The organism is Acinetobacter sp. 12966 (assembly GCF_031196995.1).
Taxonomy (GTDB): Bacteria; Pseudomonadota; Gammaproteobacteria; order Pseudomonadales; family Moraxellaceae; genus Acinetobacter; species Acinetobacter geminorum.
Genome location: NZ_JAVIMC010000055.1, coordinates 59,084 through 74,273, shown reverse-complemented (window position 1 = coordinate 74,273; position 15,190 = coordinate 59,084). Strand labels below are relative to the sequence as shown.

13 protein-coding genes are annotated in these 15,190 nt (G+C 40.2%); 11 read left to right on the top strand and 2 right to left on the bottom strand.

Translation table 11 applies throughout. The annotated features are described in order from the left end of the window. The first annotated feature begins 192 nt into the window (after positions 1-192). The 7 genes from prpC to RFW85_RS08080 all read left to right on the top strand — a co-directional run bounded on the left by prpC (position 193) and on the right by RFW85_RS08080 (position 7,646). The gene (gene prpC, locus RFW85_RS08110) at positions 193-1,350 is read left to right on the top strand and encodes a 2-methylcitrate synthase (protein WP_004795430.1); all 1,158 of its coding nucleotides are present in this window, start codon (positions 193-195) and stop codon (positions 1,348-1,350) included. Continuing rightward, complete coding sequence (gene acnD, locus RFW85_RS08105) at positions 1,350-3,956, top strand: Fe/S-dependent 2-methylisocitrate dehydratase AcnD (RefSeq protein WP_309171389.1); 2,607 nt, start codon at positions 1,350-1,352, stop codon at positions 3,954-3,956. Before prpC ends, acnD begins: the two co-directional genes overlap by 1 nt. 75 nt (positions 3,957-4,031) lie before the next feature. Further along, positions 4,032-4,250, top strand: a complete 219-nt coding sequence (locus tag RFW85_RS08100) for a hypothetical protein (protein WP_309171388.1) — start codon at positions 4,032-4,034, stop codon at positions 4,248-4,250. 11 nt (positions 4,251-4,261) lie between these two features. Then, positions 4,262-5,527, top strand: coding sequence for a hypothetical protein (locus RFW85_RS08095; RefSeq protein ID WP_064785667.1), 1,266 nt, complete (start codon positions 4,262-4,264; stop codon positions 5,525-5,527). Between the two features lie 369 nt (positions 5,528-5,896). Beyond that, positions 5,897-6,031, top strand: coding sequence for a zinc ribbon-containing protein (locus tag RFW85_RS08090; protein ID WP_001983336.1), 135 nt, complete (start codon positions 5,897-5,899; stop codon positions 6,029-6,031). A 122-nt stretch (positions 6,032-6,153) separates the two neighbouring features. Then, entirely contained in the window at positions 6,154-6,729 is a 576-nt protein-coding gene (locus tag RFW85_RS08085; protein ID WP_309171387.1) for a DUF4126 domain-containing protein, read from the top strand. 407 nt (positions 6,730-7,136) lie between these two features. Continuing rightward, the gene (locus RFW85_RS08080; protein WP_069141633.1) at positions 7,137-7,646 is read left to right on the top strand and encodes a GNAT family N-acetyltransferase; all 510 of its coding nucleotides are present in this window, start codon (positions 7,137-7,139) and stop codon (positions 7,644-7,646) included. Between the two features lie 256 nt (positions 7,647-7,902). Here RFW85_RS08080 and RFW85_RS08075 read toward each other — a convergent pair whose 3' ends face one another. Further along, positions 7,903-8,244 carry a hypothetical protein gene (locus tag RFW85_RS08075; protein WP_032053509.1) on the bottom strand — a complete coding sequence of 114 codons (342 nt, stop codon included), beginning with the start codon at positions 8,242-8,244 and terminating at the stop codon, positions 7,903-7,905. A 1,050-nt stretch (positions 8,245-9,294) separates the two neighbouring features. Between RFW85_RS08075 and RFW85_RS08070 the strand changes: the two genes are divergently transcribed. Further along, positions 9,295-9,768, top strand: coding sequence for a DUF4844 domain-containing protein (locus RFW85_RS08070; protein WP_017387431.1), 474 nt, complete (start codon positions 9,295-9,297; stop codon positions 9,766-9,768). Between the two features lie 11 nt (positions 9,769-9,779). Here the strand turns inward: RFW85_RS08070 and RFW85_RS08065 are convergent, their stop codons facing one another. After that, a complete protein-coding gene (locus RFW85_RS08065; RefSeq protein WP_309171386.1) occupies positions 9,780-10,472 on the bottom strand; it encodes a tetratricopeptide repeat protein in 693 nt (230 codons plus the stop codon). Between the two features lie 261 nt (positions 10,473-10,733). Between RFW85_RS08065 and RFW85_RS08060 the strand changes: the two genes are divergently transcribed. Genes RFW85_RS08060 through RFW85_RS08045 form a run of 3 tightly spaced genes read left to right on the top strand, consistent with a single transcriptional unit; the run spans position 10,734 to position 15,171 of the window. Then, a complete protein-coding gene (locus RFW85_RS08060; protein ID WP_309171385.1) occupies positions 10,734-13,526 on the top strand; it encodes a type VI secretion system Vgr family protein in 2,793 nt (930 codons plus the stop codon). Next, the gene (locus RFW85_RS08055) at positions 13,523-14,641 is read left to right on the top strand and encodes a hypothetical protein (RefSeq protein WP_347757674.1); all 1,119 of its coding nucleotides are present in this window, start codon (positions 13,523-13,525) and stop codon (positions 14,639-14,641) included. The genes RFW85_RS08060 and RFW85_RS08055 overlap by 4 nt, the downstream gene beginning before the upstream one ends. A gap of 14 nt (positions 14,642-14,655) precedes the next feature. Beyond that, a complete protein-coding gene (locus RFW85_RS08045) occupies positions 14,656-15,171 on the top strand; it encodes a hypothetical protein (RefSeq protein ID WP_309171384.1) in 516 nt (171 codons plus the stop codon). Positions 15,172-15,190 lie beyond the last annotated feature (19 nt).

Sequence of the window (15,190 nt, the reverse complement as noted above, 5' to 3'; positions counted from 1 at the left end):
TTAAAATTGGTTCTGCGATAGATAAGATATTCGATGGTTGTGGACGAGTTTTGCAGATGACAATGGTTTTGCCTACTTTTCCCGAAAGAAAAGTAGGTCGAACCGAAGGTTAATCCTGAAATAAGAAGTGAAAATGGTACGACTCCGTCGTGCTTAATAAATAAATTCAGATAGATAGGAAAGGACAATCTTATGAGCTCAAATGAAACAACAACAGGCTTCAAACCAAAAAAATCAGTTGCACTTAGTGGACAAGTTGCAGGCAACACAGCACTGTGTACCGTAGGACGTAGCGGTAACGACTTGCACTATCGTGGCTATGACATTCTTGACCTTGCAGCAGGTAGCCAGTTTGAAGAAGTTGCTCACTTGCTCGTACACGGCAAATTACCAAACAAAGCTGAACTCAAAGCGTATAAAGCAAAATTAAAAGCACTTCGTGGCTTACCAGCAGCACTTAAAACTGCACTTGAACAACTTCCTCCGTCTGCACACCCAATGGATGTGATGCGTACAGGTGTTTCAGTTCTAGGTTGTTTAACTCCAGAACATGAAGACCACAACGAAGCTGGCGCAAAAGACATTGCTGACAAATTAATGGCAAGCTTAGGCTCAATGCTGCTTTATTGGTACCACTTCAGCAACAACGGTCGTCGTATTGAAGTTGAAACAGATGACGACTCAATTGCAGCGCATTTCTTGCACTTACTTCATGGCGAAAAACCATCTGAAGAATGGATTCAAGCAATGCATACATCGCTTATTTTGTATGCTGAGCACGAGTTTAACGCGTCTACATTTACGTCACGTGTAGTTGCAGGTACAGGTTCTGACATGTACTCAGCAATTACTGGTGGTATTGGTGCGCTTCGTGGACCTAAACACGGTGGTGCAAACGAAGTTGCATTCGTGATTCAACAACGTTACGACAATGCAGACGAAGCAGAAGCTGACATCCGTAAGCGTGTTGAAAATAAAGAAGTTGTGATCGGTTTTGGTCACCCTGTCTATACAGTTTCTGACCCACGTAACGAAGTCATCAAGAAAGTGGCGCACGACTTGGCTGAAGCACAAGAGAACACCAAAATGTACCTCATCGCTGAGCGTTTAGAAGCAGTGATGAAAGAAGTGAAAAATATGTTCCCGAACCTCGACTGGTTCAGTGCGGTGAGCTATCACTTAATGGGTGTTCCAACTGCAATGTTCACACCATTGTTCGTGATTGCACGTACAGCAGGCTGGTCAGCACACGTGATCGAACAACGTCAAGACGGCAAAATCATTCGTCCAAGCGCGAACTACACAGGCCCTGAAAACCTCGAATTTAAACCATTGGCGGAGCGTGGTTAATGAACACAAAATACCGTAAACCGCTGGCAGGTACCCAGCTTGAATATTACGACGTGCGTCAAGCCGTTGAAGATATTCAGCCAGGCGCATACGAAAAACTGCCTTACACATCTAAAGTACTTGCAGAGCAATTGGTACGCCGTGCCGATGCCGAGAACTTAACTGCTTATTTAACGCAGTTGATTGAACGCCGTCAGGACTTAGACTTTCCTTGGTACCCTGCTCGCGTGGTGTGTCATGACATCTTGGGTCAAACTGCATTGGTTGACCTTGCAGGCTTACGTGATGCGATTGCTGACAAAGGTGGTGACCCATCTAAAGTCAACCCTGTTGTGCCGACTCAGCTTATTGTTGACCACTCTTTAGCAGTGGAATACGGTGGTGCTGACCCAGACGCTTTTGCAAAAAACCGTGCTGTTGAAGACCGTCGTAATGAAGACCGTTTCCACTTTATTGAGTGGACCAAAACCGCATTTAAAAATGTCGATGTGATCCCTGCGGGGAACGGCATTATGCACCAGATTAACCTAGAGAAAATGTCTCCGGTCATTCAGGCGCGTGATGGCGTAGCATTCCCAGACACTTGCGTAGGTACAGACTCACACACACCACATACAGACGCTTTGGGTGTAATTTCTGTGGGTGTGGGTGGCTTAGAAGCTGAAAACGTAATGTTGGGCCGTGCATCTTGGATGCGTTTGCCAGACATTATTGGTGTTGAGTTTGTAGGACAGCGTCAAGCAGGCATTACTGCAACAGATATCGTACTTGCTCTAACTGAGTTCTTGCGTAAAGAGCGCGTGGTTGGTGCTTACCTTGAGTTCTTTGGTGAAGGTGCTGACAGCATGTCTGTGGGCGACCGTGCAACCATTTCGAACATGACACCAGAATACGGCGCTACGGCTGCGATGTTCTACATCGACCAAAACACGATCGACTACTTACGTCTAACAGGCCGTGAAGATACTCAAGTCGCATTGGTTGAACAGTACGCAAAAGAAATCGGCCTTTGGGCGTCTGACATGACCAAAGCAGAGTACCCACGTGTACTTCGTTTTGACCTATCGACAGTCACACGTAACATTGCTGGTCCATCAAACCCGCATGCACGTGTATCAACTGCCGACCTAAAAGAAAAAGGTATTGCGGGTGTTGTTGAAAACCGTTCTGATGGCTTAATGCCAGATGGCGCAATCATTATTGCTGCAATTACTTCATGTACCAACACTTCTAACCCACGTAACACCGTGGCGGCAGGCTTGTTGGCACGTAAGGCAAATGAGCTAGGTTTGGTTCGTAAACCTTGGGTGAAATCATCATTTGCACCGGGTTCAAAAGCGGCTGCACTTTACCTTGAAGAAGCAGGCGTTCTAAAAGACTTAGAACAACTTGGTTTTGGTATTGTGGCTTACGCTTGTACGACGTGTAACGGTATGTCGGGTGCGTTAGATCCAGTCATTCAACAAGAAATTATCGATCGTGACTTGTACGCAACAGCAGTACTCTCTGGTAACCGTAACTTCGATGGTCGTATCCATCCTTATGCAAAACAAGCGTTCTTGGCATCTCCACCGCTTGTCGTAGCGTATGCAATTGCAGGTACGATTCGTTTTGACATCGAAAAAGATGCGTTAGGTCATGACAAAGACGGTAACCCGATTTACCTCAAAGACATTTGGCCATCTGACGCTGAAATTGATGCGTTAGTTAAGCAAGCCGTAAAGCCTGAACAGTTCCGTAAAGTCTACATTCCAATGTTTGACTTGGGCGAAGTTGAGCAAGCGAAAAGCCCACTTTACGACTGGCGTCCGCAAAGTACTTACATCCGCCGTCCACCATATTGGGAAGGGGCATTGGCTGCACCACGTACTTTGGCGAACATGCGTCCGCTTGCGATTTTGGGTGACAACATCACCACCGACCACTTGTCGCCTTCAAATGCGATTTTGATGGACTCGGCTGCGGGTGAATACCTTCACAAAATGGGCGTACCAGAAGAAGACTTCAACTCATACGCAACCCATCGTGGTGACCATTTGACTGCACAACGTGCAACATTTGCCAACCCGAAACTCTATAACGAAATGGTGGTTCGTTCAGACGGTACCATTAAGCAAGGTTCAAAAGCGCGTGTAGAGCCAGAAGGCGAAGTGATGCGTATGTGGGAAGCGATTGAAACCTACATGAACCGTAAGCAACCGTTAATCATTATCGCGGGTGCTGACTATGGTCAGGGTTCAAGCCGTGACTGGGCTGCAAAAGGTGTACGCCTTGCAGGTGTTGAAGCGATTGTGGCAGAAGGTTTTGAGCGTATTCACCGTACTAACTTGGTGGGTATGGGCGTGTTACCGCTTGAGTTTAAACCGGGTGTAAACCGCAAGACTTTAAAACTAGATGGTACAGAGCTTTATAGCGTGATTGGTAATATTGCGCCGCGTTCGACTTTAACTTTAGTGATTGAACGTGCTACTGCGGATGGTAAAGAAGAGATTCTTGAAGTACCTGTGACTTGTCGTTTAGATACAGAAGAAGAAGTTTCTGTATATGAAGCGGGCGGTGTATTACAGCGTTTTGCACAAGACTTTTTAGAAGGTCAAGTGGCTTGATAGTTTAGTTAAACATTATTGATATTGTTCAAAAAAAGCCCTATCTTGATGATGGGGTTTTTTAATGAGAATAAAATGCAACAATATTTAGATTTAGACGGTGATTCTGGCGTTTTTGCATATGAAATTAGTGATACATATATAAGGGTAAAGTTTGATAAAACCTTTAAAATTTATCAGTGCAGCTATTATAAAGCAGGTCAACTTCATGTCGAAAAAATGAAAATATTGGCTAAGAGTGGTAATGGATTAAACTCTTATATCATGAGAAATGTAAGAAATTTACACGATTAAGTGGGGGGAATATGGATAAAAATTTAGTTATATTATGTGATGCTTTAGATGAGCTAGCACAAGTTGTTTTAAATGCATGGAATGACGATAGAATGTTACAAGAAGTTTATGGATGGCATCATCCAGCCATAACAAGACATGATTTAGCCAATATTCCAAAAAATTTATCAATAAATATTCGAAAATTAGATATTAAAAATATCGACTCTGAACTAGTAGAATTAATATTACCGATACCTGCACGATTAAAAATAATGTATGCAAATACTATTCCCTATATGTTTAATGGGAACGGTAACCAAGCAATACCTGCCTATATATCTACCCTTCAATGGGTTGAAAGACTAACTCAGCCATTATTTTCATGGGAAACCTTGCAAGATTCTAAAGCATTACCACCCTCACTTACACGTCGATTAAGAGGGATTCAAACAGAGCTGGATAACCTGATTCCGAACAAGAACATATTGTCAGATCAGATAACTCTTATTAATGATGCAACTGAAGCAGCAGAGTCATTACCAACAGACTTGCAAAGTCTAAAGGAGGCTAGGCATAAAGTATCTGAACTGGAAAAAGAAAGCTCTTTTGATCGTAAAAAAGTAAATGAACATAAGACATCAACAGAGGCACAATTAAAAGCTATTAATGAGTTGCATGGTCAAGCTCAACAACTAGTTGAAAAATGCGAAGAAGCCTACCGTATAACTACAACAAAAGGGTTAGCTGCGGCTTTCGATCAAAGAGCCAAAGACCTCAAAAATTCCATGAGATTTTGGGTTGGTGGTTTATTATTTGCATTAGCTATAGGAGCGTGGATTGGCCATGAACGTATACAGATTTTAACTACTTCACTTAGTGCTCCAACTTTGAGCTGGGGCGTGATTGGAATTCAAATAGTTTTATCTATGACTAGTGTAGTTGCTCCTTTATGGTTTGCTTGGCTTGCAACTAAACAAATTAGTCAGCGTTTTAAACTTGCTGAAGATTATGATTTTAAGGCTTCTGTGGCCAAAGCCTATGAAGGATATAAAAAAGAAGCAGTTAAAATTGATGCAGAGTTCGAAGCAAGATTATTCAACGTAGCATTAACACGCTTAGAAGAAGCTCCTTTACGTTTAGTTGAAGCTAGTAATCACGGTAGCCCCAGCCATGAACTTTTAGAAACAACAGGATTAGCTAAATTAGGAAATAGCGCTAGCAAAATTGCTGAAAATGCTGTTGAGAAAATTACTAATCCAAAAGTTTCAAACAATAATTTAGATGAAGCTTCCTAATAAATTTTTAGTACTAAAATTCATCTAATAAGATATAGTGAAAACCATTAGAATAAAAAAGCCCGACATCCTGTCGGGCTTTTTCGTATTTGGTTGCTAGATATGACTCCTGTCGTATCTCACGATCCTGATGCATGAACCTATTATTGTTGTTTTATGTTCCGGAACATCCTGTTCCTGTATGAGTTCATATTAGAAAAAAAGCAGAAGGCAGCCAATCCGCTAAATCCCTAAATCTGTGTAAGATAAATCGTACAAATAACATTTTTTGCATTTATGCCATCATCATCGGGCGAAATGGACAATTGACATTCACTTTAAGTGGGTTATATTCCTGTTTAATATATATACGATTATAGGAATGTAATCATGGTAACAGCTGGCGAAAAACCCGGAACAGGCTTCTATTTCTGTGCTCAGTGCGGACATCGAGTGTTTTTAGAAATTAACACTGACCCTTTACCACCTTGCACGAAATGCTACTGCACACAATTTAAACGTTAAGAATGAAATAATATTTGCGTTCGCATTTAACAAAAAGCCCTGTCACCCGATGGGGCTTTTTGCTAATTTAAAAATAAGACTTACATAACAAGACCCGTGATGGGCATGAAAAGGAAACCGTTATGGAAACTATATTGGGTTTATGTATTGGTGTGGGCTTAAGCGCTGCCTGCGGTTTTCGCGTGTTTGTACCGCTACTGGTCATGAGCATTGCCATCATGATGGGATGGTTTGAGCCATCGAAGGGCTTTGAGTGGTTAGCTCTACCATCGGTGTGTTTAGCTTTGGGCGTAGCAACGGTGTGTGAAGTTGCAGCTTACTATATTCCGTGGGTTGATAATGCATTAGACACAGTCGCAACCCCTGCGGCGATGATCGCGGGTACATTAGCGACAATGGCGGTGAGTAGTGGAGAAATGTCTCAGTTTGCCAGTTGGGCGGCAGCGATTATTGTGGGCGGTGGCACGGCTGGTGTGGTGCAAATGAGTACCGTTGCTGCACGTGGCGTTTCAACTGCAACTACGGGTGGTTTGGGTAATTTTGTTGTTGCGACAGGTGAGTGGATTGGTGCAATCTTACTTTCAGTTTCGGCCATGTTAGTGCCTGCACTTGTTGCTGTAGTGGTGCTGATTGCGGTTATTTTAGCAGTACGTTGGATACGCCATAAAAAGCAAGAACAGGCGCATAGTCCTCTATAGGTTTAGCCTGAACATATTTTTAAACAGCAATAAAAAAAGCCCAACATCCTGTTGGGCTTTCTTGTATTTGGGTACTAGATATGACTCCTGTCGTATCTCACGCTCCTGGTGCTTGAACCTATTATTGTTGTTTTATGTTCCGGAACATCCTGTTCCTGTATGAACTCATCATAGGAAAAAAGAGGGATGTCGCCAATCCGCAAAATCCTTAAAAGTTTGTAGGATAAAACGTACATTGAAATATGGTGTAGGGCATTTTGTAGTTACCACGGGAGGTAAATAGAGGGGGCTTACTTTTATATCTAATCATTTAAGATGTTAAGAAGAATAAGAGTTGCTATTGATAACAATATGTTATGTTTAAGTTTGATTGTAAAAAGAACAATTTTATCGGGAGTAATAAATAAATGACCGTTATGTTGGTAAAACCTCATTTAAGATTTAAAGAGAGCTATAACAACTATATTAATGAATTAGCAGATGAAGATCGTCACCCTTTGACAACGGAGTTTGACCATACAAATTTTGAATCATTTTTGAATAAACTGAGAGATTATGAAAAAGGGGAATCCCTAGAAGAAGGGCATGTTCCCAACATTACATATTGGTTAGTAGAGGATGATGAAATTATTGGCGCGTCCAACTTGCGACTTAAACTCAATGAACAGATTGAATATTGTGGTGGACATATTGGTTTAGGTATTCGTCCCTCTAAACGTGGACAGAATTTTGGCTCGAAATTGTTAGAGCTTACAATTCAGGAGGCATGGAAGCTAGGCCTAACGGAGTTACATATACATTGTTATAAATCTAATTTAGCTTCTGCAAAAACTATTCAAGCAAACAATGGTCGTCTTCATTCTGAAATTACTCTCAACCAAGTAGTTCAAAGGTATGTTGTGAATAGAACAATATAAGAATTTTCTTTTAGGTTATTTTTAAATGGCAATAAAAAAAGCCCGACATCCTGTCGAGCTTTTTCGTATTTGGTTGCTAGATATGACTCCTGTCGTATCTCACGCTCCTGGTGCTTGAACCTATTATTGTTGTTTTATGTTCTGGAACATCCTGTTCCTGTATGAGTTCATATTAGGAAAAAAGAGGAGTATCGCCAATCCGCAAAATCCCTAAAAGTTTGTAAGTTAAAGCGTACAAAAATGGGTAGGGTTATCCTTATATAAAAGGGTTTTCAGTTTCCCAAGGCTTGCTGCTAAAAATAATCTGCCCATTTTCAGCACAGAGGATCCACGTATAGAAATACTCTTCTCCTAACCCTCGACATTCAAAATTTGCATTTGGAAATAGAGCGGTAATTTTTTCTATGAGTTGTAAGCAATAAACGGGATCGACATTAAGGCCTGCCTGACCATCAGAAAAGGCATCTACTAAAGCGCCATAAACATCTTCGTGGATTGAATCTTCCTTTAATATTTCTAGGATCTTTTGCTTTTCAGTAGATAAATCAATCGTGTCAAAATCTGTATAACGGACTTGTAGTTCTGTATAAAAACTCATTTTTATTAACTCTATGATATTAATGTTAAAAAATACTACTTATTAAACATGACTTTATCGTTAAAAACGAGCTGAGTATAGAAATATCTAAACTATAAGAGTTCAAATTTCTTAAAAATATTCTTCTTTAGGCCTCTGTGCTGCAACAGACTTTAATCTTTTGCGCTGATGTAAAGTAATAAACCATTGCAACACAGAGATAGAGGAGCTAAGCCAAACGCTTAGCCCAGACTACTTTTGTCACACCGCTGCATGAAGCTAAAAAGTAGGGGCAAAGTCCCGTGGGAGAACAGGACTTTGCAAACTGAAAAACCGTAGCTGCTTAGAACCAAATTTAAAGCCAAAATAGATTTATAAATTGTCATATTATTCTCATAATGATTTATATCTATGAGTAGTGTAAAAATATAATTAGTTTTAAGGATTAAAATAATTTTTAGATAATAATTAATCCTCCCGTGTATATAGGAAAATAAAATAATTAAATTTTTAAAATAAAAATAATTTATAAATTTAAAAAATAGACAATAGAAAACCTAAATTTTAAATAAATAAAATGATTAAGCAGGAGAGGGAATAAGTTTGAAAAATGTCATGGTCAACTCCTTAAAATTATGGAGTCCTACCACCAGATTACCGCGAATTAATTTATGGTGGTAGAACGAAAGAGGGTTGACAGACTGGAAACAAAGGAACCAGCACACACAAAGGTGTCCCCCTTCCGCCCTACCATAGAGAAAAAGGGGGCGAACGAGTTCCCGACACGCAAAATAAGAATTTTGCATATCGTCTTTGTTATTCGCGGTCTGTCATAACCGACTGGCAATGTAGGCCAGCAACGAGATAATAATCGGTGATTTTAATTACGTCAATTTAATATTTAAAATATTTTTGATTTAATAATAAAACTAAATGTATTTTTAAAATAATAGGATTAATATTTATATTTAATTAGAAAAAATAAATAATAAAATAAGTTTTCATGGGTATGGAAAATTATAATTAATTTAGTTTATATTTGATGCAGACAAATATAAAAGTAATAAAATTATGAAAAAGCTTTTAGTTTTAGTTATGGCCATCTTAAGTTCACAAGTTGGTTGTGCCCAAAAAACTGACAATAAAACAGAAATGAGTATTCAAAATTCAAACTCTATTGTTATTCAACAATTAGAAAAGTTTAAAGCTCAAGATCATTTTGCTGGAGATGGACAACTATATACAGGGGTTCAAAATCCTGCATTACGTATGAGCTTGAACCAAAAAGTGGCTGATGCTGCACAAGCTTTTATTGGACTCTATCAACAAAAGAATGAACCAACTAAGGCAGAACTTTTACATGTTCTTGCTCATGGAATTAGCCAAATCGATCCTGACAAGCTTGATACAGAAGATCGAGAACAAGTGGCAACTACATTTGAAAGCTTTCTAGATATTGTAGGCCTAGAAAGTTCGGAAGGTATTTTAAATAAATGGCTATATGGTGAAGAAATTAGTGAGTTATTAGAGCTAGATAAACATTAAGTTTTAATACCTTATTCTAAACTTTTAAGCATTTCTTTCGCATCCGAATCACCTGCATCGGCAGCTTGCTGAAACCATTTCTTTGCCAGTTGTAGGTTTTTCGGCGTGCCTTCACCATTTAAATACATCTGGGCCAAGTTGTACTGGGCATCGCTTTCATTATGCTCAGCCGCTTTGGTGTACCACTTAAGGGCTTGCTCATCACTTTGTGAAACGCCGTGACCTTTTTTATATAGATGAGCTAAATTATATTCTGCGGGTGGGTAGCCTTGCTTGGCAGCACGACTAAACCACTCAAACGCCTGCACATAATTTTGCGCAGTTCCTTCACCTCTGTCGTATAACACCCCTAAGTTATATTGCGCTTTAGCATGACCCTTGGCCGCAGCCTTAGTAAAATAATCAAAAGCACGCTTGGCATCTTTTTCAACACCCGTGCCTGTGTAATACATCATCCCTAAACTATATTTTGCCCCCATACTTCCATTTTGATCAGCTACAGTTAGCCATTTAAACGCTTGCTCATAGTTTTTAACAACGCCTTGTTCGCCACTTAAAAGCATCATCCCCAGATGATATTGAGCAACAGCTTGCCCTTGTTCTGCACGATATTGAATATCAGCCACACTCGGTTCAGCAAATGCTGAAGAATGAAGTGAGAAAATCACCGTAAATATATAAAAAGCAGACTTTTTTATTTTCATATCTCATCCTGAATTTTATTAATTTGAGTAGTTGCTTTCTTCAATATCCATTTGAATATAAAACAAAAATATTAAATATGTTTGGCTGATTTAGAGTGCTTTAAAATGATCTGATTTTACGGTTTAAATACCTATTTAATAAGAAATTAACGTAAAACTGCATATTTAGACTAGTTACATTTTGAAAATGAGTATAGATAGACAGATTAGTCTTTTTTTAATTAAAATGCGGCCTAAATATAAGTTTGATTGATAATAAAAATGCAGATGAGTGTGTCGAGTATATTGGAGCGTTTAGGCCTTGTTTCACAAAATCGCGCTGTTCATATCCAATTCTCAAATCAGTCTTTAAATCAGCAAGTCTTCTTGCAACGCATTGAGGGCGAGCATACCCTCAATCAAGGTAGCGTTGCTGAGTTACTGTGTCTATCGACCAACGCACATATTGCATTAAAACAATTTATTGGCTGTCAGGTGGCCGTAGATCAGGTGACAGACACAGGCCAATTTTTTAGAACTACGGGCATTATTACCCAAGCGAGCCAAGGTCAAAGCGACGGCTCACTCACCATTTATAACTTAACCTTAAAAGACCCAACTGCACTCTGGCATAAACGCCGCAATAGCCGCGTGTTTATGAATAAAAGCGTGCGTGATATTAGCGAAATTCTGTTTAAAGAATGGCAAGGCAAAAGCCCGCTGTTTGCTTCAAGCTTAACACTCGACACAGCAGGCTTAACTAAAGACTACGATGTGCGTCCATTTGTGATGCAGTCAAACGAAAGCGATTATGACTTTTTAACCCGTTTATGGCGTAGCGAAGGCATTAACTGGTTGGTCGATGAATCGCAACTTTTTGTCGCTGACCCGAATGCTTCCATTCAGCCACAAGTCTTACGTTTAATTGACGATAACCAAAATTATCAGGCGCTTGAACGCCGTAGTCTCCGCTACCAACGCAGCAGTGCGACAGAACAGTTCGATACCATTACCCAAGTTAAAGCTGAGCGTCGCTTACAACCAACCTCGGTTCATGTGCAACGCTGGCAAGCTGATGCCCTACAACAAGAAGAAGGCAGTGGTAGCGTACAAGGCACGCAAAAGCACAGCGAACACTATGACAATGCCAGCTTAAACCTTGAAGATGCATGGCATGTTAGCCCAGCGTGGATGCAGGACCTAAAAGGTGAAGACCAAGCTACTGCTTCTGGTAATAGCCAGATTGAACAGCTTAACCAGCACATCAATGCTTATCATCACCTAAGTTCGAAACAGTTTACCGTTTCGGGTAACGTCCGTGATGCACAGGTCGGTTACTGGTTTGAGCTGAATGACCATCCTGAACTCGACCAGCATGACAGTGCCGATAAAGAATTCTTAATCTTAAGCAAGCATTACTATAACCAGAATAATTTACCGAAAGAATTACAACAGCAACTTGAGCGACTATTACCAAAAGACAAGCTCAAGGCAGCCGAACTCGACAGCCAAAATCCTGAGCAGCGCCACTATGCTGAGCTGAATGTCGTTCGACGCAATATTAAAGCTGTGCCTGAATATAACCCGCTAGAACACCGACCAGCAGCTTACCCGCAGCGTGCTAAAGTGGTGGGGCTAGAAGGCGAAAGTATTCATGTTGACCAGTGGGGACGCATTAAAGTCCGTTTCTTGTTTACCCGAGCTGACGATCATAGTCATGACGGTGGGGCAGGAAGTAACGACAATGACACTGACTCGGCTTGGGTAGATGTGCTGACCCCGTGGGCGGGCGCCGGTTATGGCGCACGCTTCTTGCCTCGCGTGGGCGAAATCGTGGTCATCGATTTCTTTGACGGCAATATTGACCGTCCATTTGTGGTGGGACGTATTCATGAAGCTGAACGCTACCCAACGCAGTTCGACCAGAAAGGCCAGTTACCCGACACCAAAAAACTCAGTGGCATCCGCTCTGAGGAAGTCGACGGTAAAGGCTTTAACCAACTGCGGTTTGATGACACCACAGGTCAAATCAGTGCCCAGCTCCAAAGTAGCCATGCGGCCAGCCAGCTCAACTTGGGTAACTTAAGCCATCCAAAAGACAAAGCCGAAAGTGATGGCCGAGGTGAAGGTTTTGAACTTAGAACAGACCAGTGGGGAGCGGTAAGAGCAGGCAGTGGTTTACTCGTTAGTACCCACAAGCAGGACCAAGCTCAAGGCGTACACCTCGACGCAAATGAGGCCAAACAACAAATAGAAGGCGGCCTCAACAATGCCAAGGCACTCAGTGAAGTTGCTAAAAATCAGCAAACTGACCCGTTAGAAAATTTAGAAAACCTAAAGTCGTTTATTGAAAAACTTGAGCAGCAAGACAACGCAAAAGCCAAAACGTTTAAAGAGGCGATTATGTTGTTGGCGAGCCCAAATAGCATCGCGCTGAGCAGTAACGAAGACATTCACTTAAGTGCAGATGGCCAGATAAACCAAACTGCTGGAGACAGTATTAACCTGTCTACCCAAAAGAATTTAATCGCACATGCCCAAAACAAGATTAGCCTTTTTGCAGCGCAAGAAGGCGCAAGACTCTATGCAGGCAAAGGCAAAGTTGAGATACAAGCACAAGGCGATGGTGCAGATTTAATTGCCCGTAAAGCTGTTCAGATTATTTCAGCAGAAGACAAAATTGAGGCGACAGCAGCCAAAGAAATTGTACTCACCGCAGGCGGCTCTCAAGTCAAAATTACTGGGTCAGGCATTTTTATGACGACAGGCGGTAAGTTTGAGGTGAAGGCTGGGCAGCATTTGTTTAGCGGTGGTCAAAAAGTAACAACCGATCTACCTAATCTTCCCTCATCACCTAATGGTAAGTACATATTAGAATTCGATGTTCGTCATAAACTTGATAATGTGGCATTAGAAAGCTTACCAACATATAGCCTTATAGACTCTCAAGGTAATATTAGAACTGGTAGTGTTCCAAAAGACGGAATTGTGCGTGTCGCTTCGTCGGATAAAGAAGAAAAATATACCCTCATGGTTCATAAGTATGATGTAGAAGCTATGGAGGAAAAGGAGTGACTTATACTGCTCGTTTAAAGGTATTTTGCGACAATAGAGAAATTCTGACTGAGCTAAATTATACTTTTACAAATACAACAACAAAACAGAACTATGGAGGCAAGCTTGATGCGAATGGATGTACGAGAGTTTATCCATGCAACAAGTTGGATCTAATTTTTGTTGAACTCATTTTAAATAATTCTAAGCTCGCGAGAATTCGTGTTCCTGCATTGGAAAATGGAGAGTTTAATAAATCCACTTTTCAATTAAAAACAACGAGTGGCTCAACAAAACAGGCTGATACTAATAAAGTACCTGTTAAAGTAAAAAATGAACTGGAAATAGCATTAGATAGTTTAAATGGTACTGCTGTTTATTTTGGAAATAATTTCCTAGCTCATGATTCTCATCTACGTGAAATTTATATCCGTGAAGTGAAAAAGATGAGTGACCGCTACCTTCAGTTAGTCAAAGAAGGAAAGATGACAGTAAAAGAGGCGACCTCAGAGGCAACGAGTTTAAGAAATGAAATATTAGAAGGTATTCGAAAACGTAATTCACCAGTGGGGCGTGCTATAGCAGAAAAAGAAAAACTGCTCACAAAAACAATGGATGAATTCATGGAGTACTATGCATTACAAGAGAAAAACCCCAAATTGTTTGATGAGCTTAAGAGTAAGGGGCGTAGTGCGATAGATAGTTATGTTAAGGCCTCTGCAAAACAAGGAAACCCTATTTTTAAATCGCTTAATGATTCACAAAAGAACAGAGTGTTTTACAGCATATTAAAAGGTTCAGGGAAAACGAATGCTGGGTTTAATTCTAAAATCTCATTTATGAAATGGGGGGGAAGAGCAATTGTAGTTTTTTCTGCTGCTTATGCAGGTTATGAAATCTATAACGCAGAAAATAAAGAAAAAGAAATTTACAGACAAGGCGCCTCTATTGGTGCTGGTATTGCAGGAGGTGCGGCAGGTGGAGCAATAGCAGGAGGAATTTGTGGTCCAGGATCACCTATATGTTCTGGTATTGGTATCCTCATTGGTGGTGCAATTGGGGGGATTGCTGCATATCAACTGGTAGATGCATTTGATAAAGAATTAGAAGCATTTACTGCTTGGACTGTATTTTAAAAAGAGGTAAAACAATGCTATTTAATTTTTTTAAACAAGAAAGTAATCATAAAGAGGAAAAATCTTCTCCATATTTAACGAAAGAATTATCTTGGGATGAAGAAAAAATAATAGCAATTCGATTTAATGGTACGCAGCGGACTATGTATTATAAAAATATTATACGGATAGAAATCATTGTTACTAATCTGTATTTACCTGTACCTAAATGGGTTATACAAGATGATAATTTAGAAGATCATACGACAATAGATTTTTATAATGACATAAAGCCAAATATCAATGATTTGGTTGTTGATATGTTTAATAAAAAAATAAAAAATTATGATAACCAGAAAGTTCATGAAAAAATTATAGAAGCAATGGGTGAAAGCAGTGGCTTATTTCATTTATGGAGCAGAGAAGATCTTGAGCAGGTATTAAATAAGATATGGGATAATAATAAAGATAAAATAGAAGCTAATATTAATAAAGCTATCAAAGATGCGGAAGAGCAGAGAAAAAACAAGCAATGGTGGAAAATTTTTTAAAAGATTTAGGATGGGTTGG

Coding starts and splice junctions, on each gene's coding strand:
- RFW85_RS08045 (WP_309171384.1), top strand. CDS start 14,656: ATGCTATTTAATTTTTTTAAACAAGAAAGTAATCATAAAGAGGAAAAA.
- RFW85_RS08065 (WP_309171386.1), bottom strand. CDS start 10,472: ATGAAAATAAAAAAGTCTGCTTTTTATATATTTACGGTGATTTTCTCA.
- RFW85_RS08095 (WP_064785667.1), top strand. CDS start 4,262: ATGGATAAAAATTTAGTTATATTATGTGATGCTTTAGATGAGCTAGCA.
- RFW85_RS08090 (WP_001983336.1), top strand. CDS start 5,897: ATGGTAACAGCTGGCGAAAAACCCGGAACAGGCTTCTATTTCTGTGCT.
- RFW85_RS08100 (WP_309171388.1), top strand. CDS start 4,032: ATGCAACAATATTTAGATTTAGACGGTGATTCTGGCGTTTTTGCATAT.
- RFW85_RS08080 (WP_069141633.1), top strand. CDS start 7,137: ATGACCGTTATGTTGGTAAAACCTCATTTAAGATTTAAAGAGAGCTAT.
- RFW85_RS08070 (WP_017387431.1), top strand. CDS start 9,295: ATGAAAAAGCTTTTAGTTTTAGTTATGGCCATCTTAAGTTCACAAGTT.
- prpC (WP_004795430.1), top strand. CDS start 193: ATGAGCTCAAATGAAACAACAACAGGCTTCAAACCAAAAAAATCAGTT.
- RFW85_RS08060 (WP_309171385.1), top strand. CDS start 10,734: ATGCAGATGAGTGTGTCGAGTATATTGGAGCGTTTAGGCCTTGTTTCA.
- RFW85_RS08075 (WP_032053509.1), bottom strand. CDS start 8,244: ATGAGTTTTTATACAGAACTACAAGTCCGTTATACAGATTTTGACACG.
- acnD (WP_309171389.1), top strand. CDS start 1,350: ATGAACACAAAATACCGTAAACCGCTGGCAGGTACCCAGCTTGAATAT.
- RFW85_RS08085 (WP_309171387.1), top strand. CDS start 6,154: ATGGAAACTATATTGGGTTTATGTATTGGTGTGGGCTTAAGCGCTGCC.